We start from the raw sequence: 26,453 nt of genomic DNA, 5'->3' as shown, positions 1-26,453 counted from the left end.
TGGGCGCAGCCCGGTTTATCCGCATCGGCAACCCACATTCTATGACACCCACCTATTTTCGACAATTTTCTCTGCCCAGAACAGGCCGATGATGGTCTTCACATCGCTGATGCGCCCGCCACGCACCCATTCCATAGCCGTGGCCAGAGGCAACTGAACGTTCTCCAGGAACTCGTCCTCGTCACGCCGGTGGCCGTGCTCGCTCAATCCCTGCGCCAGATAGATGAGTATCCTTTCATCCGAATAACCGATGCAGGGATGGATCGTAGTGAGAAACTTCCAGTCTTGCGCGGCGTAGCCGGTTTCCTCCATCAGTTCGCGCTGGCCGCAGACAAGCACGTCCTCACCGGCATCGATCTTGCCGGCTGGCAATTCATGAAACTCGCGGCCCACCGGATAGCGGAACTGCCGCACCATCAGCACATCGCCGTTGTCCAGCAGCGGAACCACCACCACCGCACCGGGATGGACGATGTACTCGCGCGTGGTGGTGTTGCCGTTGGGTAGCACCACCTGGTCCTCCCTTACATGCAACAGGCGGCCATCATAGACGTTACTCGTGGACAATTGAGTTTCAGTTAAATCAGGGGAATCCATAGCATTTCTCTATCCAGGCTAGATGAAGCACAAAACGAACAGGGAGTTTTCACGGATGGTGGCCCAACGGCCACCATCCGGCCTACAGGATGTAGAAGGTTCTAATCACAGCAAGGAATGCTGGATGCTATAGGCGCACAACGCCATCAAGGGCTGTGGCAGGATGCCCAGCGCCAGCACGGCCATTCCGTTCATGCTCATGAGCACGCTGGCGTCAGGTTGCGCAGTAATTGGCGACTGATCTTCAGGCGCATCGAAATACATCAGCTTGACGATGCGCAGGTAGTAGAAAGCACCAATCACCGACATCAGGACGGCGAACACGACAACCCAGACGAAGCCGGCCTGCAATGCCGCCTGGAGCACCGACAGTTTGGCGTAGAAGCCGACTGTCGGGGGCACGCCGGCCATGGAGAACATCAACAGCAACATCATGAAGGCATACCATGGGCTGCGCTGATTCAAACCCTTGAAGTCATCGAGATTTTCTGCCTCAAAGCCCTTGCGCGACAGCAGCAGTATCATGCCGAAAGTACCCAGACTCATCAGCACGTAGGACAGCACGTAAAACATGGAACTGCTATAGCCGTTCAGGCTGCCGGAAAGGATACCGAGCAGCAGGAATCCCATATGGGAGATGGTGGAATAGGCCAGCATGCGCTTGATATTGGTCTGAGCGATGGCGGTGATGTTGCCGATCGCCATCGACAGCACAGCCATGATGATCAGCATGCCCTGCCAGTCACTTGCCATTCCCTGCAGGCCTTCGATCAGGAGGCGCATGACGAAGGCAAAGGCAGCGATCTTTGGTGCCGAGCCGATGAACAGCGTCACCGCGGTAGGTGCGCCCTGATAGACGTCGGGCACCCACATGTGAAAAGGCACTGCACCCAGCTTGAAGGCCAGCCCGGCGACGATGAATACCAGACCGAACACCAGCATCGTCCTGCTGCCGGCGCTTTGCTGGACGGCAGCGGCCACCTTGCTCAGCTCCAGGCTGCCGGTTGCACCGTAAACCATAGACATACCGTAGAGAAGCAGACCTGAAGCCAGTGCGCCCAGCACGAAATACTTCATCGCCGCCTCGGTCGCCTGCGCCGAGTCGCGCTGCAGGGCCACCAGCGAATACAGGCACAGTGACAACAGTTCCAGACCAAGATACAGGGTCAGGAAGTGACTGGCCGAAATCATCACCATCATGCCGAGCATGGCGAACAGCACCAGCACGAAAAACTCACCACTGAAGAGGTTGCGCAGCTGGATATAACTGCGTGAATAGACCAGCATCGCCGCCACGGCAAGGTAGGTCATCATCTTCAGCACGTCGGACATGACGTCGTCGACGAACATACCATTGAAAGTATGAACCACATCCGAACCGCTAGTGCTCACGGTTATCCAGGCGGCACCGAGCAGCGTGAACTGGGTCAGGGCATAGCTGACGAAACGATTCTTGCTTGACAGAAACAGGTCCACCAACAGGATCAGCGATGCCATGATCAGCACGAAGATTTCCGGCAGTGCAGGCGTCAGGTTGGGCATGGCGAATATCATCTTGTTGAATCTCTCTTAAAGCTTGCTTTGCGCCACATGCGACAGCAGGTTGTTCACCGAATGGTGCATCACCTCGGTAAACGGCAGCGGGTACAACCCCATGCCGAGCACCGCAACGGCCAGCAGACCCAGCACCAGGAACTCTCGCGGCGTGACATCCTTGAGATGCTCGACATGGTCGTTGGCGACAGCGCCGAACACCACCCGCTTCACCATCCACAGCGTGTAGGCGGCACCGAAAATCAGTGTAGCGGCGGCGAGGAAGGCGTACCAGAAGTTGGCCTTGACCGCGCCCATGATCACCATGAATTCACCAACGAAGCCACTGGTCCCCGGCAGGCCCGAATTGGCCATTGCGAACAACACGAAAAAAGCGGCGAAGATCGGCATTCTGTTCGCCACGCCGCCGTAGTCGGCAATCATGCGGCTGTGCATTCGGTCGTAGAGCACACCCACGCTAAGGAACATCGCGGCGGAGATGAAGCCGTGGGAAATCATCTGTACCAGCGCGCCTTCCACACCGTAGGCGTTGAAGATGAAGAAGCCGAGAGTAACGAAGCCCATGTGCGAAATCGAAGAATAGGCGATCAGTTTCTTCATGTCCGTTTGCGCCAGCGCCACAAGACCGATGTAGACCACGGCGATCAGCGACAGGGTAATCATGAAGCCGGACAGGGCATGGCTCGCATCCGGTACGATCGGCAAGGAGAGGCGTAGGAAACCGTAGGCACCCATCTTCAGCATGATCGCCGCCAGTACCACCGAACCGCCAGTCGGCGCTTCAACGTGAGCATCAGGCAGCCAGGTGTGCACCGGCCACATCGGCACCTTGACCGCGAACGCCATGAAGAAAGCGAAGAAGATCAAAATCTGCTCGGTCAGGGTAAGCGGCAGGCGGTGGAAATCCAGGATTTCGAAGGTGCCGCCCTTGGTGTACAGGTAGATGAACGCCACCAGCATCAGCAGTGAGCCGAGCAAGGTATACAGGAAGAACTTGACCGCTGCGTAAACCCGATTCGGCCCACCCCAGATTCCAATGATCAGGAACATCGGAATCAGCATCGCCTCCCAGAACACGTAAAACAGCACCGCATCAAGCGCTGCGAATACACCGTTCATCAGGCCGGACATGAAGAGAAAGGCTGCCATGTACTGCGCCACACGTTTTTCGATCACTTTCCAGCCGGCGATCACCACCAGCACAGTGGTGAAGGTGGTGAGCAGGATGAACAATACGGAGATGCCATCCACGCCAAGATGGTAGGTGACCTTGAAGGTCTCGATCCAGGGACTGATTTCGACGAACTGCATGCCTGCCTGCAGGGTGTCGAACTGGGCATACAGCGGCAGGCTCAGCGCGAAGCCGGCAAGAGCACCGATCAGCGCCAGAACACGGGCAAGCCCGGCGTTGCGGTCGCCGCCGGTGGCGAGCACGGCAACGCCGGCCGCGATCGGCACCCAGATAACCAGACTCAACAATGACAGGCCTGCAAACATGCTTATTCTTATCCCTTCACAAACAGCGTCATCAACACGAACACGCCGATGATCATGGCGAATGTGTAGTGGTAAATGTAGCCCGACTGGAGTCGACGGGTGAGGGTGGAAAACCAGCCGATCATACGCGCCGTGCCGTTGACGAAGAATCCGTCGATCACTGCGACATCGCCGCCTTTCCACAGGCTGCGTCCGATCAGTCTCGCGCCGCCGGCGAAGAACCAGTCATTGAACTCGTCGAAACCGTATTTGTGTTCCAGCACTGTGTAAATCAGGCTGAAGCGCTGTTTGATCGCCTCGGGGATATCCGGCCTCTTCATATAGAAGAACCATGCCGTTCCCGCACCGCTGAGTGCCAGCCAGAACGGCAAGGAAGTCAGCGCATGTATGGCCATGCCAAATGCACCATGGAATTCATGCATCAACTCTTCCATTGCCGGATGGTTACCAGAGATAAAAATCGAGTCCTGGAAATAATCCCCGAACAGCATCGGCTGGATGGTGATGAAGCCGATCACCGCCGAAGGGATCGCCAGCATGATCAACGGCAAGGTCACCACCCAGGGAGACTCGTGCGGCTTGCCGCCGTGTCCGTGATCGCCGTGGGCAGCGTGGGATTGAAAACGCTCCTTGCCGTGGAACACCAGGAAATACATGCGGAAGGAATAGAAGGCGGTGACGAACACCCCCGCCACTACGGCGAAATAAGCAAAGCCGGAACCCGGCAGATGCGACAGCCCTACCGCCTCGATAATACTGTCCTTGGAATAGAAGCCGGATAGGAACGGCGTGCCGATCAGCGCCAGAGAGCCGATCAGCGCAGTAATCCAGGTGATCGGCATGTACTTGCGCAGGCCGCCCATGTTGCGGATATCCTGGTCATGGTGCATGCCCATGATTACCGAACCGGCAGCAAGGAACAGCAGCGCCTTGAAGAAGGCATGGGTCATCAGGTGGAAGATCGCCACCGAATAGGCGGAAGCGCCCAGCGCCACCGTCATGTAGCCAAGCTGGGACAGGGTGGAATATGCCACCACACGCTTGATATCATTCTGGATCACGCCGAGGAAGCCCATGAACAGGGCGGTGATCGCACCGACGACCATGACCACCGACAAAGCGGTGTCGGACAGTTCGAACAGCGGCGACATCCGCGCCACCATGAAGATGCCGGCAGTCACCATGGTTGCTGCATGGATCAAGGCCGAGATCGGAGTCGGGCCTTCCATCGAGTCAGGCAGCCAGACATGCAGCGGGAACTGGGCCGACTTGCCCATTGCACCGATGAACAGCAGGATGCAAATCACCGTCATCAGCATCCAGGGGCTGCCGGGGATCAGTTCTATGGTGGCATTCATCATTTCTGGCGCACGAGCGAACACCGCGTCATATTGCAGCGTACCAAAATGCGCCAGTACCAGACCAATGCCGAGCAGGAAGCCGAAGTCGCCGACACGGTTGACCAGGAATGCTTTCAGGTTGGCATAGATCGCTGTCGGGCGGGTATACCAGAATCCGATCAGCAGGTAGGACACCAGACCCACCGCCTCCCAGCCGAAGAACAGCTGGACGAAATTGTTAGCCATCACCAGCATCAGCATCGAGAAGGTGAACAGCGAAATGTAACTGAAGAAGCGCTGATAGCCGGGATCGTCATGCATGTAGCCAATGGTGTAGATGTGCACCATCAAAGAAACGAAAGTCACCACCAGCATCATCACGGTCGTGAGGCGATCAATCAGAAAGCCCACCTCGAAACGGGTATCGCCCGTAGTAAGCCAGGTGTAGACGCTGCCATTGAAGGTGTGGCCGGCAAGCACGTCCTGGAAGATCACGACCGAAGCGACAAAAGAGATCGCCACACTGAGGATGGTCACCCAATGCGAAGCCGCACGCCCGATCAGCCAGCCAAACAGACCGGCGATCACAGCCCCGGCCAGCGGCGCCAGCGGTACTAGCAGATAGAGTTTTTGCATTTCAGTCATAAAAGCAGTCCTGAGTCCCAGTGCTGAGTGCTGAGAGTACCTGGGACTCAGGACACTCAGCACTCAGGACTTTTATCCTTTTAAATGATCCAGCTCGGCCACATTAACGGTGTTCAGGTTGCGGAACAGCGCTACCAGTATCGCCAAGCCGATGGCCGATTCGGCCGCAGCAACGGTGAGTATGAAGAACACGAAAACCTGTCCGGCGGAGTCGTGCAAATAATGAGAAAAAGCAACGAAGTTCATATTCACCGCCAGCAGCATCAGTTCGATAGCCATCAGCAGGACGATCAGGTTCTTGCGGTTGAGAAATATGCCTACCACGCTGATCGCAAATAGCAGCGCCCCGAGGATCATAAAATGGGTCAATGTCAGCACTTTATTCCCCTTTCTTCTCTGCCGGCATCGAGATCAGGCGCACTCGATCTTCGCGCTTGACGCTTACCTGCCATGCTGGATCCTGATGCTTGGTGCCGGGGCGTCGACGCAACGTGATTGCGATTGCGGCAACGATCGCCACCAGCAGGATCACCGCAGCGAGTTCAAACGGGTAGACGTAGTCGGTATAGAGCAGGCGACCCAGTTCCTTGGTGTTGCTGTAGCCTGCGGCATGCGACTCCGGATTGGTGACGACGCTACGGCCGACTACTGTCAGCACCAGCGTCATTTCGATCGCCATCATAATACCGATGAAAGCGGCCAGCGGCAGGTTGTCCCAGAAGCCCTGACGCATTTTCTCGATGTTCAGGTTGAGCATCATCACCACGAACAGGAACAGCACCATCACCGCGCCGATATAGACCAGCACCAGGGTGATCGCCAGGAACTCGGCTTCCAGCAACAGCCACAGTCCGGCCGCGGTAAAGAACGACAGCACCAGGAACAGAGCCGCATGCACCGGATGGCGCGCGGTCACGACACGCAACCCTGCGAAAAGCAGGATGCTTGCGAGGAAGTAAAAAACCAATGTTTCGAACGTCATTACATATGCCCTTATTCGTGAGACGTGAGGTGTGAGGGGTGAGGCATAACCGCGTGGCTGCAGCGATTCACCGTGACACAAATCTCCTCACCCCTCACCCCTATCCCCTCACCGGTATTTAGCATCTGCCGCCCTGTCCTGGGCGATTTGTGCTTCGTATTTGTCGCCTACGGCCAGCAGCATGTCCTTGGTGTAGTAAAGATCGCCGCGCTTTTCGCCGTGGTAATCGAATATCCGGGTCTCGACGATCGCATCCACTGGGCAGGCTTCTTCACAGAAACCGCAAAAAATGCACTTGGTCAGATCGATGTCATAGCGCGTAGTGCGCCGGGTACCGTCATCACGCTGCTCCGATTCGATGGTGATCGCCAGCGCCGGGCAAACCGCCTCGCACAGTTTGCAGGCGATGCAGCGTTCCTCACCATTGGGATAGCGGCGCTGAGCATGCAGGCCACGAAAACGCGGCGACATCGGCGTGCGCTCCTCGGGGAACTGCACCGTGATCTTGCGCGAGAACATGTGACGCCCGGTCACCGCCATGCCCTTGAGCAGTTCGATGAGCAGGAAAGTCGAAAGAAAGCTTTTGATCTTGTTCACACTTTTCGCCTCAATGGAACAGGTAGCCGAAAGGGGTCTGCATAGCGGCGCCAACCACCACGATCCACACCAGGGTCACCGGGATAAACACCTTCCAGCCCAGACGCATGATCTGGTCGTAACGGTAGCGTGGAAAGGTGGCGCGGAACCAGAGGAACAGGAACAGCACAAACAACACCTTGGCCAGCAACCAGAAGAAGCCCGGAATCCAGTTAAATGGCGCAAAATCGAACAACGGATTCCAGCCGCCGAGGAACATCAGCGAGGTCAGAGTCGCGACCAGGATCATGTTGGCATATTCAGCCAGGAAGAAGATGGCGAAGGCCATGCCGGAATACTCGACGTGGAAACCGATAATTTCGGATTCACCCTCGACCACGTCGAACGGCGCGCGGTTAAGCTCGGCCAGGCCGGAAATCAGGTAAACGATGAACAGGGGAAACAGCGGCAGCCAGTACCAATTCAATACCCCGCCCTGCTGAGCCTTGACGATCTCCCCCAGATTCAGACTCTGTGCCGCCATCAGTACGCCGACCAGTGCAAAGCCCATGGCGATTTCGTAGGAAACAATTTGCGCCGCGGCACGCATCCCGCCAAGGAATGCATACTTGGAATTGGATGCCCATCCCGCCAGCACGATGCCGTACACGCCCATCGAAGTGATCGCCATGATGTAGAGCACGCTTGCATCGATATTCGCCAGCACCATTTCCGGTGAGAATGGCACCGCCGCCCAAGCCGCTAGGGCCGGACCGATGGCCAGTACCGGAGCGAGCAGGAATATTCTCTTGTTGGCGCCGGCGGGAATCACGATTTCCTTCATCAGCAGCTTCAGCCCATCCGCGATCGGTTGCAGCCAACCTTTGGGGCCGACGCGATTGGGACCGATGCGCACCTGCATGTAGCCAATGATCTTGCGCTCGGCGTAGGTCAGATAAGCCAACCCAAGCATCAGCGGTGCGACGATGCCGACGATCTTGGCCATGCTGTATACCAGCGGCCAGGCAAAGCCGAAGAATCCTTGAAGCGTCATGATTAATCCGTTCATGGTCTACCCCACCCGCCCTAGCACGATCTCGTCCAGCATGCCGCCAAGCATGGCAGTGGCCGGACATCCGGCAGCCACGCGCACACAGCCGACTGGCAACTGGTCATCACGCATCGCCGTGAGAACAATGCTGCCTGCTCCCTGACTGACGCTCACCTCCGCACCCTCGGCAACGCCCACGCTGGCTAGCGTTTCTGCATTCATCCAGGCTCCCTGCAACGCTGCTGCAGCAGTTTTCTGCAACGCGGGGGCACGGCGCACAATGGCGTCGGCGTGGTAGGCCGGCACTTCGCCGATGCGCTGCAAAACACCCTTCGCACCCGCCGGCCTGGCAACAAATGCATGCAGCGAATTGTTCAACTTTGGCGTGATATCGCCATTCAGCACTTCGGCGCGCACCTGCTCGGAGCTGTCGTAATCAAATCCCGCCACTTCCATCAGGTTACCCAACACGCGCAGCACCTTCCATCCCGGACGGGTTTCACCCAGCGGCTTGACCACGGCGTTGAAACTCTGCGCCCGGCCTTCGGTGTTGACGAAGGTACCGGAGGTTTCGGTGAACGGCGCCACCGGCAACAGCACGTGTGCATAATCCAGCGCCTTGTTCTTGTAAGAGCTCAAGGCGACAACCAGTTGTGCTGCCTGCAGCGCAGCCAGTGTCTTGGTCGGATTGTAGGTATCCAGCTCCGCTTCGACACCCAGTAAAATGTAAGCGCGGCGCGGATCGTCGAGCATCTGCGCGGCGTTCATGCCGCCCTCGCTGGGTACAGCACCGGCCAGATGCGCACCGACACTGTTCGCCGCCTCGCCGAGGAAGCCGAATTTGGCGCCGGCCAGCTCGGCAACCTGCTGCGCCAAGGCATGCAGTTCGGCGTAGCGCGGGTGATGCTGCGCCAGATTGCCGAGCAAAACCGCCTTGCGCTCGCCCTGTTTGAGGCTGGCGGCAATTGCCTGAGCCGTGGCATCAACGGATTCGCCAGCCAGTGCGCGACGCACCTGATCCAGCGTGGATACCATCGCATCAGGGGCGACGATCGCCTTGTTGGCGACACGGCACAGCAGGTCATCATCCACCGGATTGATCAGATTCAGCTCGGCGCCGCGCTTGACGGCCTGGCGCAGGCGATGTGCCAGCAACGGATGGTCGGCGCGCAGGGTACTGCCAACGACCAGCGCGCTGTTCAGCTGGTCCAGCTCGGCAATGCTCATGCCCAGCCAGGGTGTGCCCTGCATTGCCGCATCGGCGCTAAAATCAGACTGGTGCAAGCGGTAATCGACGCTGCCGCTGCCAATGCCACGCAGCAGTTTCTGCAGCAGATAAAGTTCTTCCAGGGTGGCATGCGGCGATGCCAGCGCGGCGATCTGATCCTCGCCCTGTTCATCGCGGATGCGCTTGAGGCCGGCGGCAACGAATTCCAGCGCCTCAGGCCAGTCGCATTCGTGCCACTCGCCATTGCGCTTGATCATCGGGCGCTGCAACCGGTCCTCGGCGTTCAGGCCCTCGTAAGCGAAGCGCTCTTTGTCCGACAACCAGCACTCGTTGATCTCTTCATTGTCGCGTGGCAGCACGCGGAAAACGCGATTGTTCTTGGTCTGCACGCTGAGATTGGCGCCCAGACCATCGTGGGGGCTGACGGAGGGGCGCGTGGTCAACTCCCAGGCCCGCGCACTATATCTAAACGGCTTGCTGGTCAGCGCGCCGACCGGGCACAGGTCGATGATATTGCCGGACAGTTCAGAATTGATCGAACGCTCGATGAAGGTGGTAATTTCGGCGTGTTCGCCGCGGCCAATCTGGCCCATTTCCATCATCCCACCGATTTCCTGGCCGAAGCGTACGCAACGGGTGCAGTTGATGCAGCGCGTCATGTCGGTAGTGATCAGCGGTCCGATGTTCTTGTTGAACACTACGCGCTTTTCTTCGGCGTAGCGCGAGGCGCTCGCACCGTAACCCACCGCCAGATCCTGCAATTCGCACTCGCCGCCCTGGTCGCAGATCGGGCAATCGAGTGGATGGTTAATCAGAAGGAACTCCATCACCGCCTTCTGCGCATTGATCGCAGTTTCAGAGCGCGTCATCACCTTCATGCCCTCGGTCACCGGGGTAGCGCAGGCAGGCAATGGCTTCGGCGCCTTCTCGACTTGAACCAGACACATCCGGCAGTTGGCGGCGATGGAAAGTTTCTTGTGGTAGCAGAAGCGCGGAATATAGATACCCGCCGCATCGGCCACATCCATGATGGTGCTGCCCGGTTCGACTGTTAGCTGCTTGCCGTCTATTTCGATATTTAGCATGTCATTCATACCATGCACTTCTTGTGCTGGATGTGGTACTCGAATTCGTTGCGGAAATGCTTAAGCATGCCTTGCACCGGCATTGCTGCGGCATCGCCCAGAGCGCAGATAGTACGGCCCATAATGTTGCCGGCGACCGAGTCGAGCAGGTCGAGATCTTCCAGCCGCCCCTGGCCGTGCTCGATGCGGTGGATAACACGGTACAGCCAGCCGGTACCCTCGCGGCAAGGCGTACACTGGCCGCAGGATTCCTCAAAATAGAAGTAAGACAGCCGCTCCAGTGCGCGCACCATGCACACCGTGTCGTCCATCACGATCACCGAACCCGCGCCGAGATAGGAACCGGCCTTGGCGATGGAGTCATAGTCCATGGTCAGGTCCATCATGATTTCGCCCGGCAGCACCGGCACCGAGGAACCGCCCGGAATCACCGCTTTCAGCTTGCGGCCATCCTTTACCCCGCCCGCCATTTCGAGCAGTTCGCTGAATGGCGTTCCCATGCCAATCTCGAAGTTACCGGGGTTGTTAACATGACCGGAAACGGAAAAAATCTTGGTACCGCCGTTGTTCGGCTTGCCGAGTTCGAGGAATTTCTGGCCGCCATGCTTGATGATGTAGGGAATCGAGGCCAGCGTCTCGGTGTTGTTGATCGTGGTCGGCTTGCCGTACAGGCCGAAACTCGCCGGGAACGGCGGCTTGAAGCGCGGCTGGCCTTTCTTGCCCTCGATCGATTCGAGCAGCGCGGTTTCCTCACCGCAGATATAGGCACCATAGCCCTGGTGGGCATGGATATCGAAATCGAAGCCGCTACCAAGAATGTTCTTGCCGAGCAGTCCGGCAGCACGCGCCTCGTCAAGAGCCTCTTCAAAGCGCTCGTACTCCGCCCAGATTTCGCCGTGAATATAATTGTAGCCAGCCTTTGCACCCAGCGTGTATCCGCCGATGATCATGCCCTCGATCAGCTCGTGCGGGTTGAGGCGCAGGATGTCTCTATCCTTGAAAGTGCCCGGCTCGCCCTCGTCGCTGTTGCAGACGAGATACTTGTCGCCGGGGTAGTTCTTCGGCATGAAGCTCCACTTCAGGCCGGTAGGAAATCCTGCGCCGCCGCGACCGCGCAGCGCCGAAAGCTTGACCTGCTCGATGATCGCATCGGGCGTCATTTTTTCAGCCAGCACCTTCTTCAGCGCATCATAGCCGCCGACAGCAAGATAATTCGCCAGCTTCCAGGATTCTGGCAGGTGGATGGAGTGAAATATCACTTTATCGCTCATGGCTACTCCAGCCCCGCCAGAATGCGGTCGGCCTCTTCAGGCGTGAGCCTGGCGCACATCCGCACATTGTTGACAGTGGCCACCGGTCCATCGCCGCAGACACCCATGCACTCGCCCTCCTTGAGGGTGAACTTGCCGTCCGGCGTGGTTTCGCCGAAGCCGATACCAAGTTTCCTTTGCAGATGCTCGACCGCCGATTCTGCGCCCATCAGGGTGCACGGCAGATTGGTGCAGACCGTGATCTTGTACTTGCCAACCGGTTGCAGATTGTACATGTTGTAGAAAGTCGCCACTTCCTGCGCCGCAATCGGCGGCATGCCCAGATAGACGGCGACGAATTCGATAGTTTCCGGCGCGAGCCAGCCCTTCTCGTCCTGAGCGATGCGCAACGCCGCCATCACTGCCGACTGTTTGTGCCCGGCAGGATATTTGGCGATCTCGCGATCTATTTTCTTGAGCGATTCAGGCGATAACATTAGCGGTCTATCTCCCCGAATACGATATCAAACGTGCCCATCAGCGCCACCACGTCGGCAATCATATGGCCGCGCGCCATTTCGTCCATCGCCGACATGTGCGAGAAGCCCGGAGCGCGGATCTTGAGTCGATATGGCTTGTTGGCGCCGTCGGAAACCATATAGATACCGAACTCGCCCTTGGGATGTTCCACTGCCGCATAGCACTCGCCTTCAGGCACATGCATGCCTTCGGTGAACAGCTTGAAGTGGTGGATCAGCTCTTCCATATTCTGCTTCATACCTTCCCGCGAGGGTGGCGCCACCTTGTGGTTGTCGGTGATCACCGGGCCGGGATTGACACGCAGCCAGTCCACACACTGCTTGATGATGCGGTTGGACTGACGCATTTCTTCCATGCGCACCAAGTAGCGGTCGTAGCAGTCGCCGTTGACGCCGACCGGAATATCGAAATCCACTTTGTCATAAACTTCGTAGGGCTGCTTCTTGCGCAAGTCCCACGCCAATCCTGATCCGCGCAGCATCGGGCCAGTCAGTCCCAGCGCCAATGCGCGCTCAGGCGTAATCACGCCGATACCGACGGTACGCTGCTTCCAGATGCGATTGTCGGTGAGCAGGGTTTCGTACTCGTCGACGCAACCGGGGAAACGATTGGTGAAATCTTCGATAAAATCCAGCATTGAGCCGTGGCGGTTGGCATTCATGACCTCCACCTGCTTCGCGTTGTGGACCTTCATCTTCGCCGTTTCATACAGCGGCATGCTGTCAGGCAGGTCGCGGTACACACCACCCGGGCGGTAGTAGGCAGCGTGCAGGCGCGCGCCGGAGGCTGCCTCGTAGACGTCCATCAGGTCTTCGCGTTCGCGGAAGGTGTAGAGGAATATCGTCATCGCGCCAATGTCGAGACCATGCGCACCCAGCCACAGCAGGTGGTTGAGAATGCGGGTGATCTCGTCGAACATGACGCGGATGTATTGGGCGCGGATCGGCACTTCGATGCCGAGCAGTTTTTCGGTCGCCAGCACGTAGGCATGTTCGTTGCACATCATCGACACATAGTCGAGGCGATCCATGTAGGGCATCGCCTGGAGGAAAGTCTTGTGTTCGGCGAGTTTCTCGGTGGCGCGATGCAGCAAACCAATATGTGGATCGGCGCGCTTCACCACCTCGCCATCCAGCTCCAGCACCATGCGCAGCACGCCGTGCGCAGCCGGGTGTTGGGGGCCAAAATTCAGCGTATAGTTTCGGATGTCAGCCATGCAGAACCTCCGAAATGGAACGCTTAATTTCAGTGCAGGCTAACGTGAGCGTAGCGGACGTTAAGGCCGCAGGCCGGCCGGAGCTAAAATTCAGCGTGTAGTTGCGGATATCAGCCACCGTAGTTCTCCTCGCGCACGATGCGCGGTGTCAGTTCGCGCGGATCGATACTCACTGGCTGGTAGATCACGCGGCGCTGCTCCGGGTCGTAGCGCATCTCGACGTTGCCGATAAGCGGGAAATCCTTGCGGAAGGGATGACCGATGAAGCCGTAATCGCTGAGGATGCGGCGAAGATCGGGGTGCCCGGTGAAAATAATACCGAACAGGTCGAAGGCCTCGCGCTCGAACCAGTTGGCACCCGGCCAGATCTCGGATACTGAATCCACCACGGGAAAATCATCGTCGCTTACAAACACCTTGACTCGCAACCGGCAATTGTTTTTGACCGAAAGCAGGTGAGTGACCGCGCAAAAACGTGGGCCCTTCCATCGGCCATCGCCATAGGTACTGTAATCAACGCCACACAGATCGGTCAGCTGTTCGAAATGTAATTCGGGATGGTCGCGCAAGATGCGCGCAACTTCCAGCCAATATTCCGGACTGATTTCTATCGCCAGCTGGTTGGCATGCTCGGAGAATCTGACCACCTTGTCGGCCAGCGCGCCTTGCAGATTTTGTTTGAGGATTTCCAGTTTCATCGACGTTTAGCGAGCAATGGTATGAGTGCGCCTGATCTTCTTCTGCAGCTGAAGCAGACCAAAGAGCAGGGCTTCCGCCGTAGGCGGGCAACCGGGTACATAAACATCCACCGGCACAATACGGTCGCAACCGCGCACCACCGAGTAGGAATAATGATAATAACCACCGCCGTTGGCGCAGGACCCCATCGACAACACCCAGCGCGGCTCGGCCATCTGGTCGTAAACCTTACGCAATGCGGGGGCCATCTTGTTGGTCAGGGTGCCGGCCACGATCATCACGTCGGACTGACGCGGACTGGGGCGAAACACGATGCCGAAACGGTCCAGGTCATAGCGCGAAGCGCCAGCCTGCATCATCTCCACAGCGCAGCAGGCCAGGCCGAAAGTCATCGGCCACATCGAACCGGTACTGGCCCAGTTGAATACCGTATCGAGTGAAGTGGTGACGAACCCCTTCTCAAGGACGCCTTCTATTCCCATTCCAGAGCTCCTTTCTTCCACTCGTAAGCGAAACCAACCACCAGGATGGCAAGGAAAATCATCATGGCGAAGAAACCGAACAGGCCGATTTCCTGCAACACTACAGCCCAAGGGAAGAGGAAAGCAATTTCCAGATCGAACAGAATAAACAGAATGGCAACCAGGTAATAGCGCACATCAAACTTCATGCGCGCATCTTCGAAGGCCTCGAAGCCGCATTCATAGGGAGAATTTTTTTTATCGTCAGGGCGATGAGGTGCGAGCAGAAAACCCATTACCTGTGGGAGAACCCCAACCGCGAGGCCAACCAAGACAAATAGCAAAATCGGGAAATAATTTTCCAGCATGCGCCCTCACTATCTGAACCAGGCTGGGCGCCCATCATGGCAAACGCCCAATTGATTTATTAGTTATTTATTATTTACTGATTTAATTATAGCCCTCTTCAACAGAAAGGCGAGCTAATTTTACTAAAAATCTGGTGCCGATGAGCAGACTCGAACTGCTACGGCTTGCGCCACCGCCCCCTCAAGACGGCGTGTCTACCAATTTCACCACATCGGCATTCAAAAACAGGGATGTTACTTAGGGATTTCTCCCGACTTCGACCCATCAACACCAGCCGGGGCCGGCACAACAGGCACTACTTGCTTGGCAGCATCAGCCGGAACAGCAGGCTGCATCACGCTATGCGACTCCATCAGCCCAGTCGTCTTGTTCCTGTGACTGGAAAAATAGGTCAAAGTCAGGCTGGTCAAAAAGAAAATCGTGGCAAAAACCGCTGTGGCGCGACTAAGGAAATTGGCTGAGCCGCTGGAACCGAACAGGCTGCCGGAAGCGCCGCTACCGAACGCAGCCCCCATGTCTGCACCCTTGCCGTGCTGCATCAGCACCAAGCCGATGGTACCCAGCGCCGCAATGATATGTACAACCCAAACCAGTGTTTCCATGTTACCTCTATAAACAGTTTAACGCTTTGCTGCGTGGCAGATCGCCAAAAATTCCTGCGCATCCAGGGAAGCGCCGCCAATCAGGCCGCCGTCGATATCCGGCATGCCGAACAACTCAGCCGCATTCGACCCTTTGACGCTACCGCCGTACTGAATGACCAGTCCGTCAGCGACCGCCTTGCTCTGGGTCGCAATCTTGCCGCGAATAAAGGCATGTACCGCTTGCGCCTGCTCCGGCGAAGCCGTCTTGCCGGTACCGATTGCCCAGACCGGCTCATAGGCCACTACCGCTTTGGACAATGCGGCCACACCGAATTTCCCGGTCACCGCGTCAAGCTGGCGTGCAACCACGGCCTCGGTCACGCCGGATTCGCGCTCCTCCAGGCTTTCGCCTACGCACAGGATCGGCGTCAGGCCGGCCTTCTGCGCCGCCTCGAATTTCAGCGCCACCGTGGCATCGTCCTCGCCATAAATGGCGCGACGCTCGGAATGACCCACCAACACGTACTTGCAGCCGAAATCCAGCAACATTGCGGCGGAAACTTCGCCGGTAAAGGCGCCCTTGTCGTGCTGACTCAGGTTCTGCGCACCCCAGGCAATCGCGCTATCCTTCAACGAGGATTGCGCCTGAAACAGATATGGATAAGGCACGCACACCGCGCAACCCATACCCTGAACGCCGGCCATGCCAGCGACAACAGCCTCCAGCAGCGCCTTGTTCTGCGCCAGACCGCCATTCATCTTCCAGTTACCCGCAACCAACTTTTCCCGCATGGCTGTTTTTCTCATTTTTGCAAAGCGGGTAATGATACTGTTTCAGGCCAGCCCGGTCAATCCTGGTTAATCGACCGTAACGCGACGAGTTCTTGTTATTTTCCTATTAGAGAAGTAATGTTAATCAAATTCTTTATCATCACTTGACCGAACCCGGCCCATGCCCAAAAAATCCAATTCTCACACCCATCCTGCCCAACAGGAATCGGACGGCACGCGGCCCGAACCCACTGAGCAGACATTTCCGGTGGTGGGCGTCGGCGCCTCGGCCGGCGGACTGGACGCCTTCACCAAACTGCTGAAGAACTTGCCCGCAGACACCGGCATGGCTTTCGTTCTGGTACAGCATCTCGATCCCAAGCATGTGAGCCTGCTACCCGAGCTGCTTGGCCGCGCCAGCTCCATGCCTGTGGCCGAAGTAAGTGACGGCACAAGGATAAAACCGAATTACGTTTATGTGATGCCACCCAATTACAGCCTGGCCATACTGCACGGCGTGCTGCACCTGATGCCGCGGCCGGACGGACTGGGTAAACACCTGCCGATCGACGACTTCCTGAGCTCCCTGGCGGAAGACCGGCACAGTAACGCAATCGGAGTGATCCTGTCTGGCACGGCATCGGACGGGACGCTAGGCATGAGGTCGATCAAACTTGAAGGCGGCATCACCTTTGCCCAGAGCGAGGATTCCGCTGAATATGACGGCATGCCGCACAGCGCCATTGCGGCCGGCCATGTCGATTTCGTCCTGACACCGGAGGAAATTGGCAAGGAACTGGTGCGTATCGCGCGCCACCCTTACCTGCGTCCCGAAGAAACCGGCCCCCGGGGAGAACTGGTGTCCGAGGGCGGCGACAACCTGAACAAGATTTTCGTGCTGCTACGCTCGCGCACCGGCAACGACTTCACCTATTACAAGCACAGCACCATCCGGCGCCGCATCAAGCGGCGCATGGTGCTGCACCAGCTGGAAAAAATCGAGGATTACGTCAAATACCTGCAGAAGCAGCCGGGCGAGCTGGACGCCCTGTTCCAGGACATCCTGATCAACGTCACCAGTTTTTTCCGCGATCCCGAAACCTTCGATGCGCTGCAGCAGGAAGTGTTCCCTGCCCTGATAGAGCAACGCTCCGCCGAGCAGTCGCTGCGCATCTGGGTACCGGGCTGCTCCACCGGCGAGGAGGTGTATTCGGTGGCGATCACGCTGCTCGAATTCCTCGGCGAGCGTGCCAGCAACACCCATATCCAGATATTCGCCTCCGACATCGACGACAAGGCCATCGACATAGCGCGCCAGGGGATATATCCGGAAAGCATCCGCGACGTCATTGCTCCGGGGCGATTGCAGCGCTTTTTCGTCAAGACGCCGAGCGGATACCAGATCAGCAAGATCATCCGCGACATCTGCGTGTTTGCGCTGCAAAACGTGGCCAAGGACCCGCCTTTCTCACGTCTCGACCTGATCTGCTGCCGCAACCTGATGATCTATCTCGGCGCGGTACTGCAAAAGAAAGTGCTGCACACCTTCCATTATGCCCTGCGGCCGGGTCGCTTCCTGATGCTCGGCACCTCGGAAACCATCGGCAGTTTCGCCGATCTGTTCGCCACCGTGGACAAGAAGAGCAAGATTTACGCCAAGAAATCGGTGGCCACCCTGCCGGGCTATGACTTCACTACCCTGCCCCACGCCCCGATGTCTGCCGCCGACCAGACAGCCCCGGCGCGCGCACCGTCCGCACTCGATCTCCAGCACGAAGCCGAACGCCTGATACTGACCACCTACGGCCCGCCGGGCGTGATTATCAACCAGGACCTGCAGATTCTCCATTTCCGCGGCCAGACCGGCCCCTATATCGAGCCCTCGCCCGGCAGCGCCAGCCTCAACCTGCTCAAGATGGCGCGGCAGGACCTGGTCCTGGAACTGCGTTCGGTGGTAAACCAGGCCATCAAGGAGCGCAGCAAGGCGCGCAAGGAAGGCGTGCGCATCCGCAGCGACGGCGGCTACCGGATGGTGAATCTGCAGGTGCTGCCGTTGGCGGAAGAGGGCGCCACCGAGCCGCACTTCCTAGTGCTGTTCGAGCCTAGTAACGAGACGCCTGCCGTATCACCCCGAGACGCGGAGACCCCCGATACCACCAACCTGCGCATCCAGACACTGGAGCAGGAACTGCTCTCGAGCCGGGAATACATGCAGTCGATCATCGAGGAGCAGGAAGCGACCAATGAGGAACTGCAATCCGCCAACGAGGAAATCCAGTCTGCCAACGAGGAGTTGCAAAGCACCAACGAGGAACTGGAAACCGCCAAGGAAGAGCTGCAATCCACCAACGAAGAACTCTCCACCATCAACGAGGAGCATGAGAATCGCAACCTGGAGCTGATGAGCTCCAACAACGACCTCGCCAACCTGCTGGCGAGCGTGGAACTGGCGATCGTGATCCTGAGCGATGACCTGCGCATCCGGCGCTTCACGCCGACCGCAAAAACGCTGTTGAACCTGATCGACGCCGACATCGGGCGGCCGATCGGCAACATCCGGCCCAACGTCAACATCCCTGATCTGGAAAAACAGGTGCGTGAAGTCATCGACACCATGTCCGCCCAGTCGTCCGAGGTGCAGGATAGAGATGGCCGCTGTTATACCCTGAGCATCCGTCCCTACAAGACCCTGGACAATCGCATCGAGGGCGTGGTGATGTCGTTCATCAACATCGACAGCACCAAAAAGGCTGAACAGATGCACCAGATTCTGCAGCAGGAACGACGCCTGGCCGCTGTGGTGCGCGATTCCCACGATGCAGTCACGATGCAGGATTTTGCCGGCCGCATCCTGGCCTGGAACCGGCGCGCACAGGAAATGTACGGCTATACTGAAGAAGAGGCGCTCCAACTTAACATCAGTGTGTTGACCTCCCAAAAAAACCAGGAGGAAATGCGCGACCTGATCGAGCGCCTCAAGCGTGGTGAACATATACTGCCCTTCGAAACCACACGCATCACCAAGGACGGTCGCGAAATCAATGTTTGGCTGACGGTTTCGGCGTTGCTGGGCGAATCCGGCAATCCCGCTGCCATCGCCACCACCGAAAAGGAAGTGTGATGGCCGAAGGCGAAAAAATGCGTATCGACCCTGCTGCGATGAGCAAATCGGAACTGGTCGACCAACTCAATCAGCTTCAGGCAAATGCCAAGACCGACCTGGAACAGAGCGAGGCGCAACTGCTGCACGAGCTGCAAGTCCACCAGATCGAACTGGAAATGCAGAACCTCGAGTTGCGGGAAGCGCAGCAGCGGCTGGAAGAAGCACGCGACCGCTATGCCGACCTGTATGATTTCGCCCCGATAGGTTACCTCACTCTGGAAGGGGCCGGGCGCATCCTGGAAATCAATCTGACCGGGGCGGCGATGCTGGGCGACGAGCGCGCCAATCTCATCGGCAAACCCTTTTCCGCCCGCCTGGCCCGCAAAGACAGTCAGCTATTCTTCCTCTATCTGAATCGGGTATTCCATTCAGTCGGTGGCAGCAACATCGTCACCGAGGTAAAAATCAAGCGCGGCGATGCAGTGGTCGACGTCCACCTCGAAAGCGCCCCGATGAAGAGCACTGCCGGGCAGGATCGCACCTGCCGCATGGTCATGACCGACATCAGCGAACAGAAGCGCGCCAAAGGGACGCTGAAACAGACTCTCCTGGCGCAGGAAGCGCTGCTCAACACGATACCGGCCAAGGTATTCTTCAAGGATAAGGATCTTCGCTACACCGCAGTCAGCCAGGGGTGCCAGGAATTCTTCGGCCGCCAGGTGGCGGACATTCTGGGCAAGACGAATTTCGACCTGATCCCGCGCAAGCAGGCCGAGGGGCTACAGCGAATGGAACTCTCGGTGCTGCTTTCCGGCGTGCCGGAAAGAAATATCGAGCACATGGTGACCGATTCCAAGGGCAATCAGCTCTTCTTCACCATTTCGCTTGCCCCTTATTTCGGCCCGGACGGCAAGACTGCCGGCCTGGTCGGAGTCAGCGTCGACGTTACCCCGATCAGGGAAGCGGAACACCTCTCGCAAGACCTGCTGCGTCAGAATCGCCTGCTCACGCAGCGCCTGTTCAGCCTGCAGGAATCGGAACGGCGCCATCTGGCCCGGGAACTGCACGATGAGCTTGGCCAATGGCTGACTGCGATCCAGGCGGAAGCCGGAGCGATTTGCAGCAATTCCGGTGCCGAACGGGAACCTGAAATTTGTGCCATCGCACAAGCCATCGGCAACAGTGCGACCGAGGTCCAAAGCGTGATTCGCCGAATTTTGCGCCGCCTGCGCCCTGCCCTGCTCGACGAGCTCGGCCTGACTGACAGCCTGCAGGAGCTGGCAATACAGTGGCGCCAGCACCACCCAAAAATTGTTTGCGATATGGAACTGGATGGCAATCTCGGCGACCTGTCGGAAGCCCTGAATATCACCTTGTACCGCATCGTGCAGGAAGCGCTCACCAACATCGCCAACCATGCCCAGGCCCACCATGTTAAGGTGTGGCTGCGCCGCGTTCCGGACGTGGCGTCGGACCCTGAGCATCTGCTGCTGACGGTGCAGGATGACGGCAAGGGCATGTACTCAAATCTGCCGCTCAAAGGCTTGGGCATGCTGGGAATGCGGGAACGGGTGATTGCGTCAGGGGGTGAATTCATGTCGCAGAGTGCGCCGGGGAAAGGGGTATGCATCGAAATTCGGCTACCACTGGTTGCCCCGATGGAAGAAAGAAGAAAAACATGAGCAACAAGCCCGCGACTCCGACATCGATTAAGGTCATGCTGGTGGACGACCACCCTGTCGTACGAGACGGCTATCGCCATCTGCTGGAAAATACACCGGATATCCGGGTTGTGGCGGAAGCCAACGATGGCGAAGAGGCCTGTGCGCTTTATGAGCAGCACATGCCCAACGTGGTAATTCTCGACCTCAGCATGCCCGGCATCGGCGGCCTGGAGACCCTGCGCCGCATCAAGGCCAAAGATCCGGTGATGCACATCCTGATATTCAGCATGCATGACAGCCAAACCCTGGTACTGCGCTCGCTGGAGGCAGGTGCCACCGGATACCTCACCAAGCAGGGCGGCGTGACGCAAATGGTGGAAGCGGTACGCCAGGTAGCGCAGGGGAAACTGTTCGTTGACTCAAAGTATGTTCCGGACCTGATGCACCACCGTCTTTTTGCCACGGAAGACCCCTTGCATGTCCTTTCCACGCGAGAATTTCAAATTTTCCAGCTGCTGGCGGAAGGGCATTCGGTATCCGACATCGCCGTCATGCTTTCGATCAGCCCCAAAACCGTCGGGGTGCACCACGCCCATATCATGCGGAAACTCAGGCTACAAAACGCCGCCCAGCTTGTCCGGCTGGCGATCCGTTGCAACATCGTCAAACCCTGACATCGGACCTCGGTTTTGAAACGATTTGCCGTTTGTAATATTTCTGTAATATTCACCCTCTATCATGGCATCCAGCAAACGGGGAAACGCCCTGTTTTCTTTGACCGACTTAGGAGAACTAATCGATGAAATTCAAACTTGCCCTGAAACTGGCTTCCACCGCGACACTGGCCATGGCCTTGAGCTCTGCTGCCTTTGCCGTCGACATTACCGGCGCCGGCGCCACCTTCCCCTACCCGATTTACGCCAAATGGGCAGAGGCTTACAAAGCCAAAACCGGCACCAGCATGAATTACCAGTCCATCGGATCAGGCGGTGGCATCAAACAGATTCAGGCCAAGACCGTGGATTTCGGTGCTTCCGACAAGCCGCTCAAACTCGAGGAACTGGACAAGCATGGTCTGATGCAATTTCCAGCGGTAATGGGTGGCGTAGTGCCGGTCATCAACCTGGCAGGCATTGAAGCCGGTCAGATCAAATTGAATGGCACCGTGCTGGCCGACATCTTCCTGGGCAAGATCAAGAAGTGGAACGATCCCGCCATCGTCGCACTGAACAAGGACTCCAAGCTGCCTGACAACTTGATTACCGTGGTACACCGTTCCGATGGTTCCGGCACCACTTTCATCTTCACCAACTATCTGTCCAAAGTCAGCCCGGAGTGGAAGTCTAAAGTGGGCGAGGAAGCTTCGGTTTCATGGCCGGCTGGCGTAGGTGGCAAAGGCAATGAAGGAGTGGCATCCTACGTGAAGCAAATCAAGGGATCGATCGGCTACGTCGAATTTGCCTACGCCCTGCAAAGCAAAATGACCTACACCCAGCTGCAGAACAGGGATGGTCAGTTCGTCAAACCTGTTGAAGAGTCCTTCAAGGCTGCCGCCGCCAATGCCCACTGGGACAAGGCACCTGGCTTCTACGAAATCCTCACCGACGAACCCGGCAAGGCCAGCTGGCCAATCACCGGTGCCACCTTCATCCTGATGCACAAGGTTCAGGACAAGTCGGCAAACGCTGCAGAAGTCCTGAAGTTCTTCGACTGGGCCTACGCCAACGGCGACAAGATGGCGCTGGAGATGGACTACATCCCGATGCCCGCCAGTGTCGTAAAACTGGTCCAGGGTGCATGGAAAGCCCAGATCAAGGATGCCAGCGGCAAGGCACTGTGGAACTGATTTAGCCATCAAGTGCCCTGACAATCAAGCCCCGTGGGAACGCGGGGTTTTTTTGTGAGGACATTACTTGCTTTCAAGGAGCCAAGATGAATATCCATGAAACAATCCACAACCAACTCGTAGCAGCTATAGCTGGCTTGTCCCGCGCCCGTGACAGCCTCGTCAGCATGAAACCTGACGAAACGCAAACGCAGGAAATTGGCCGGCAAATCGAGTCAGCTGCTTTCTACCTGGAGGATATCCAGTATAATTGGGCATCCCTGGAGCGAAGCCGTGCCGTCCGGCCCGCCTTCACCAAGCCCACTTCGGAGGCTTTATGAACAACCTGAAGAAACTCGAGAAACGCATACTAAAAACCCCGGACGATCTCGCATCGCAGGTTTTCAGGGAACTGATCAAGGCACTGGATCAAAAGGAATGCTTCAACTTGGCGACGATTTACGATCTCGATTATGATGACTTCCAGCTGGTGCTGGATGTTTTGAAGGACTGGCGGCTTGACCGTTATGCAAAGACCAGGAAGCGCCTGAAAGCCCTACCTGATACACAGGAATAACAAAAGCGCCCGGACTGAGCGCCCACCCCGGAGAATGCCGGGTTTTGCGACCGGGAAGATGCCGTTCCCTACCGGACACGTGCATCCTGAACCTGTTATAATTCACCCTTATGTCCAAATTCTTCTCTGACACCCGCCTGAAACGACAGCACCTGCTGGATCTGGCCTTCCTCAACATCACGCGATTATTCGCCTTTCTGGTGTTCGCCATCCTTGCCGGAATCGTGATAACGCTGCTGATAGGCAGCCTTCCCGCCATCAAAACGTTCGGCCTGAAATTCCTGGTCAGTTCGGAATGGAACCCGGTGACAGACCAGTTCGGCGCACTGGTGCCTATCGCCGGCACCCTGGCCACTTCAATTATCGCTCTGCTGATCGGCATCCCGGTCAGCTTCGGCATCGCCCTGTTCATCACCGAGATGTCGCCGCGCTGGCTCAAGCGCCCGCTCGGCATCGCAGTGGAACTGCTGGCCGGCATCCCGAGCATCATCTACGGCATGTGGGGTCTGTTCGTCTTTGCCCCGGCTTTCGCCAATATCGAACCCTGGCTCACCGAGCACCTCGGCAATGCAGCCCTGATCGGCCCGTTATTCCAGGGCCCGCCGATGGGCATCGGCATGCTCACTGCCGGCCTGATCCTAGCGATTATGGTGATCCCCTTTATCGCTTCGGTGACGCGCGACGTGTTCGAGATCGTGCCGCCATTGCTCAAGGAATCGGCTTACGGCCTCGGCGCCACCACCTGGGAAGTGGTCTGGCACGTGGTTCTCCCCTACACCAAGATCGGCGTGGTCGGCGGCATCATGCTCGGCCTCGGTCGCGCGCTGGGCGAAACCATGGCGGTGACCTTCGTCATCGGCAACGCCCATGAACTCAGCGCCTCCCTACTGATGCCGGGCAACAGCATTTCCTCGGCACTCGCCAACGAATTCACCGAGGCGGTTGGCCCGCTTTACACCTCGGCATTGATCGAGCTGGGCCTGATCCTGTTCCTGATCACCTTCATCGTGCTCTCGCTGTCCAAGCTGCTGCTGATGCAGCTGGCCAAGCGCGAAGGCAAGCAGTCCTAGGATCCCCACGATGCTCTCCCTTTACGCACGCAGACGCCTGATCAACAACTTCAACCTGACCATTTCCCTGCTCGCCATGGTGTTTGGTCTGTTCTGGCTGGTCTGGATACTCTGGACACTGGTCGCACAAGGCTTTCACGGCCTGAGCCTTACCCTGTTCACCCAGATGACGCCGCCGCCTGGCAGCAACGGCGGCTTGCTCAACGCCATCGCCGGCAGTTTCGTCATGACCATGATCGCCGCCCTGATCGGTACCCCGATCGGCATACTCGCCGGCACCTATCTGGCGGAATTCGGCCAGAGAGGCTGGCTCGCACCGACCACGCGCTTCGTCAACGACATCCTGCTGTCCGCCCCTTCCATCGTGATCGGTTTGTTTGTCTACGAAGTCTATGTGGTGAATGTGGGCCATTTCTCCGGCTGGGCGGGCTCGCTTGCGCTGGCCCTGATCGTCATCCCGGTGGTGGTGCGGACCACCGAGAACATGCTGCGACTGGTGCCGAACAGCTTGCGCGAAGCAGCGGCCGCCCTCGGCGCGCCGCAATGGAAAGTCATCATGCTGGTTACCCTGCGGGCATCCACCACCGGCATCCTGACCGGCATCCTGCTGGCGGTGGCGCGCATTAGCGGCGAAACCGCGCCGCTGTTGTTCACCGCCCTGAACAACCAGTTCTGGAGCAGTAACATGAACCAGCCAATGGCCAACCTGCCGGTGGTGATATTCCAGTTCGCCATGAGTCCCTACGAAGATTGGCAGCATCTGGCTTGGGCAGGTGCCTTGCTGATCACTTTCATGGTGCTGGCACTGAATATTCTGGCGCGCATTTTTTTCCGCCAGAAGACCCCATCGCATTAAAATACCGCTTAACCGGTTAACAGGACTCAATAATGAACGATGCAGTGATTACCAACCCCAAGATCATCCTCAAGGACCTGAATTTTCATTACGGCCTTTTCCACGCGCTGAAATCTGTCAACCTGAGTATTCCGGAAAAGAAAGTCACCGCCTTCATCGGCCCGTCCGGCTGCGGCAAGTCCACCCTGCTGCGCACCTTCAACCGCATGTACGAGCTTTATCCCAAGCAGGTAGCCTCGGGCGAAATCATTCTGGATGGCGAGAACATCCTCGATGCCCAGCAGGATCTGAACAGACTACGTGCCAAGGTGGGCATGGTATTCCAGAAGCCGACGCCTTTCCCGATGTCGATTTTCGACAACATCACCTTCGGCGTGAAGCTTTATGAAAGTCTGAACAAACGCGATATGGCGGATCGCGTCGAATGGGCACTACGCAAGGCCGCACTGTGGAACGAGGTAAAGGACAAACTCAAGCAGAATGGCAACAGCTTGTCCGGCGGCCAGCAGCAGCGGCTGTGTATCGCCCGTGCCATCGCTGTGAGACCCGAAGTAGTGTTGCTCGACGAACCGGCCTCAGCGCTGGACCCGATTTCCACCGCCCACATCGAAGAGCTGATCCACGAATTGAAGAAGGACTACACGATCATCATCGTCACCCACAACATGCAGCAGGCGGCACGCGTATCCGACTACACCGCCTACATGTACCTGGGTGAACTGATCGAGTTCGGCAATACCGACATGATCTTCACCACGCCGAAAAAGACCGCGACGGAAGACTACATAACCGGAAAATTCGGCTGATATTCCGATTTTTTAGCAGCACGTTAAACCACGCAGCGGTGGCCGTAACCACTACATAACTGGAAAATTCGGCTGCACAAAAAAACTGGCCACAGAGATCATTGAGC

26 protein-coding genes and 1 tRNA gene are annotated in these 26,453 nt (G+C 57.5%); 9 read left to right on the top strand and 18 right to left on the bottom strand.

Translation table 11 applies throughout. The features are described 5' to 3' along the window. Positions 1 to 39: 39 nt before the first annotated feature. From SCD_RS04740 to tpiA, 18 genes are all read right to left on the bottom strand, one after another. A complete protein-coding gene (locus tag SCD_RS04740; RefSeq protein WP_009206259.1) occupies positions 40 to 597 on the bottom strand; it encodes an NUDIX domain-containing protein in 558 nt (185 codons plus the stop codon). A 105-nt stretch (positions 598 to 702) separates the two neighbouring features. After that, complete coding sequence (nuoN, locus tag SCD_RS04735) at positions 703 to 2,151, bottom strand: NADH-quinone oxidoreductase subunit NuoN (RefSeq protein WP_009206260.1); 1,449 nt, start codon at positions 2,149 to 2,151, stop codon at positions 703 to 705. Positions 2,152 to 2,166: 15 nt separating this feature from the next. After that, positions 2,167 to 3,648 (bottom strand): NADH-quinone oxidoreductase subunit M, encoded by a 1,482-nt coding sequence (locus SCD_RS04730; RefSeq protein ID WP_009206261.1) that lies wholly within the window; start codon positions 3,646 to 3,648, stop codon positions 2,167 to 2,169. 8 nt (positions 3,649 to 3,656) lie between these two features. Next, complete coding sequence (gene nuoL / locus SCD_RS04725; protein WP_009206262.1) at positions 3,657 to 5,633, bottom strand: NADH-quinone oxidoreductase subunit L; 1,977 nt, start codon at positions 5,631 to 5,633, stop codon at positions 3,657 to 3,659. Positions 5,634 to 5,705: 72 nt separating this feature from the next. Next, positions 5,706 to 6,011, bottom strand: a complete 306-nt coding sequence (nuoK, locus tag SCD_RS04720) for an NADH-quinone oxidoreductase subunit NuoK (protein ID WP_009206263.1) — start codon at positions 6,009 to 6,011, stop codon at positions 5,706 to 5,708. Between the two features lies 1 nt (position 6,012). Continuing rightward, the gene (locus SCD_RS04715; protein ID WP_009206264.1) at positions 6,013 to 6,615 is read right to left on the bottom strand and encodes an NADH-quinone oxidoreductase subunit J; all 603 of its coding nucleotides are present in this window, start codon (positions 6,613 to 6,615) and stop codon (positions 6,013 to 6,015) included. 108 nt (positions 6,616 to 6,723) lie between these two features. Further along, the gene (gene nuoI / locus SCD_RS04710; protein ID WP_009206265.1) at positions 6,724 to 7,212 is read right to left on the bottom strand and encodes an NADH-quinone oxidoreductase subunit NuoI; all 489 of its coding nucleotides are present in this window, start codon (positions 7,210 to 7,212) and stop codon (positions 6,724 to 6,726) included. 10 nt (positions 7,213 to 7,222) lie between these two features. Further along, positions 7,223 to 8,245: an NADH-quinone oxidoreductase subunit NuoH gene (gene nuoH / locus SCD_RS04705; RefSeq protein WP_009206266.1), complete on the bottom strand. Its 1,023-nt coding sequence runs from the start codon at positions 8,243 to 8,245 to the stop codon at positions 7,223 to 7,225. Positions 8,246 to 8,263: 18 nt separating this feature from the next. Then, entirely contained in the window at positions 8,264 to 10,555 is a 2,292-nt protein-coding gene (nuoG, locus tag SCD_RS04700) for an NADH-quinone oxidoreductase subunit NuoG (protein WP_041673691.1), read from the bottom strand. Between the two features lie 5 nt (positions 10,556 to 10,560). Continuing rightward, complete coding sequence (nuoF, locus tag SCD_RS04695; RefSeq protein ID WP_009206268.1) at positions 10,561 to 11,826, bottom strand: NADH-quinone oxidoreductase subunit NuoF; 1,266 nt, start codon at positions 11,824 to 11,826, stop codon at positions 10,561 to 10,563. Between the two features lie 2 nt (positions 11,827 to 11,828). Then, positions 11,829 to 12,302, bottom strand: a complete 474-nt coding sequence (nuoE, locus tag SCD_RS04690) for an NADH-quinone oxidoreductase subunit NuoE (RefSeq protein ID WP_009206269.1) — start codon at positions 12,300 to 12,302, stop codon at positions 11,829 to 11,831. Further along, positions 12,302 to 13,561: an NADH-quinone oxidoreductase subunit D gene (locus SCD_RS04685; protein WP_009206270.1), complete on the bottom strand. Its 1,260-nt coding sequence runs from the start codon at positions 13,559 to 13,561 to the stop codon at positions 12,302 to 12,304. Before SCD_RS04685 ends, nuoE begins: the two co-directional genes overlap by 1 nt. A 110-nt stretch (positions 13,562 to 13,671) precedes the next feature. Continuing rightward, positions 13,672 to 14,259: an NADH-quinone oxidoreductase subunit C gene (locus tag SCD_RS04680; RefSeq protein ID WP_009206271.1), complete on the bottom strand. Its 588-nt coding sequence runs from the start codon at positions 14,257 to 14,259 to the stop codon at positions 13,672 to 13,674. 6 nt (positions 14,260 to 14,265) lie between these two features. Beyond that, positions 14,266 to 14,742 carry a NuoB/complex I 20 kDa subunit family protein gene (locus tag SCD_RS04675; protein WP_009206272.1) on the bottom strand — a complete coding sequence of 159 codons (477 nt, stop codon included), beginning with the start codon at positions 14,740 to 14,742 and terminating at the stop codon, positions 14,266 to 14,268. Next, positions 14,733 to 15,089, bottom strand: coding sequence for an NADH-quinone oxidoreductase subunit A (locus SCD_RS04670; RefSeq protein ID WP_009206273.1), 357 nt, complete (start codon positions 15,087 to 15,089; stop codon positions 14,733 to 14,735). The genes SCD_RS04675 and SCD_RS04670 overlap by 10 nt, the downstream gene beginning before the upstream one ends. Before the next feature lie 132 nt (positions 15,090 to 15,221). Then, positions 15,222 to 15,306 (bottom strand) — tRNA-Leu (locus SCD_RS04665). 17 nt (positions 15,307 to 15,323) lie between these two features. Then, positions 15,324 to 15,692, bottom strand: coding sequence for a preprotein translocase subunit SecG (gene secG, locus SCD_RS04660; RefSeq protein ID WP_009206274.1), 369 nt, complete (start codon positions 15,690 to 15,692; stop codon positions 15,324 to 15,326). An 18-nt stretch (positions 15,693 to 15,710) separates the two neighbouring features. After that, positions 15,711 to 16,466 (bottom strand): triose-phosphate isomerase, encoded by a 756-nt coding sequence (gene tpiA, locus SCD_RS04655; protein ID WP_009206275.1) that lies wholly within the window; start codon positions 16,464 to 16,466, stop codon positions 15,711 to 15,713. Positions 16,467 to 16,626: 160 nt separating this feature from the next. Between tpiA and SCD_RS04650 the strand changes: the two genes are divergently transcribed. The 9 genes from SCD_RS04650 (at position 16,627) to pstB (ending at position 26,346) form a co-directional block, all read left to right on the top strand. Next, positions 16,627 to 19,566: a chemotaxis protein CheB gene (locus tag SCD_RS04650; protein ID WP_009206276.1), complete on the top strand. Its 2,940-nt coding sequence runs from the start codon at positions 16,627 to 16,629 to the stop codon at positions 19,564 to 19,566. Next, complete coding sequence (locus tag SCD_RS15590; RefSeq protein ID WP_009206277.1) at positions 19,566 to 21,230, top strand: PAS domain-containing protein; 1,665 nt, start codon at positions 19,566 to 19,568, stop codon at positions 21,228 to 21,230. The genes SCD_RS04650 and SCD_RS15590 overlap by 1 nt, the downstream gene beginning before the upstream one ends. Beyond that, entirely contained in the window at positions 21,227 to 21,886 is a 660-nt protein-coding gene (locus SCD_RS04640; protein WP_009206278.1) for a response regulator, read from the top strand. The genes SCD_RS15590 and SCD_RS04640 overlap by 4 nt, the downstream gene beginning before the upstream one ends. A gap of 125 nt (positions 21,887 to 22,011) precedes the next feature. After that, positions 22,012 to 23,058, top strand: a complete 1,047-nt coding sequence (gene pstS, locus SCD_RS04635; RefSeq protein ID WP_009206279.1) for a phosphate ABC transporter substrate-binding protein PstS — start codon at positions 22,012 to 22,014, stop codon at positions 23,056 to 23,058. Between the two features lie 86 nt (positions 23,059 to 23,144). Beyond that, on the top strand, positions 23,145 to 23,378 hold the full coding sequence (locus SCD_RS04630) for a hypothetical protein (RefSeq protein ID WP_009206280.1): 234 nt from the start codon (positions 23,145 to 23,147) through the stop codon (positions 23,376 to 23,378). Next, a complete protein-coding gene (locus tag SCD_RS04625) occupies positions 23,375 to 23,614 on the top strand; it encodes a hypothetical protein (RefSeq protein WP_009206281.1) in 240 nt (79 codons plus the stop codon). The genes SCD_RS04630 and SCD_RS04625 overlap by 4 nt, the downstream gene beginning before the upstream one ends. A 110-nt stretch (positions 23,615 to 23,724) precedes the next feature. Then, a complete protein-coding gene (gene pstC / locus SCD_RS04620; protein ID WP_009206282.1) occupies positions 23,725 to 24,684 on the top strand; it encodes a phosphate ABC transporter permease subunit PstC in 960 nt (319 codons plus the stop codon). Between the two features lie 10 nt (positions 24,685 to 24,694). Further along, entirely contained in the window at positions 24,695 to 25,540 is an 846-nt protein-coding gene (gene pstA, locus SCD_RS04615) for a phosphate ABC transporter permease PstA (protein ID WP_009206283.1), read from the top strand. Between the two features lie 32 nt (positions 25,541 to 25,572). Next, entirely contained in the window at positions 25,573 to 26,346 is a 774-nt protein-coding gene (pstB, locus tag SCD_RS04610) for a phosphate ABC transporter ATP-binding protein PstB (protein ID WP_009206284.1), read from the top strand. Positions 26,347 to 26,453: the final 107 nt, after the last annotated feature.

It is taken from the genome of Sulfuricella denitrificans skB26 (genome assembly GCF_000297055.2).
GTDB classification, from domain to species: Bacteria; Pseudomonadota; Gammaproteobacteria; order Burkholderiales; family Sulfuricellaceae; genus Sulfuricella; species Sulfuricella denitrificans.
This window is presented reverse-complemented; position numbering and strand designations above follow the sequence as displayed.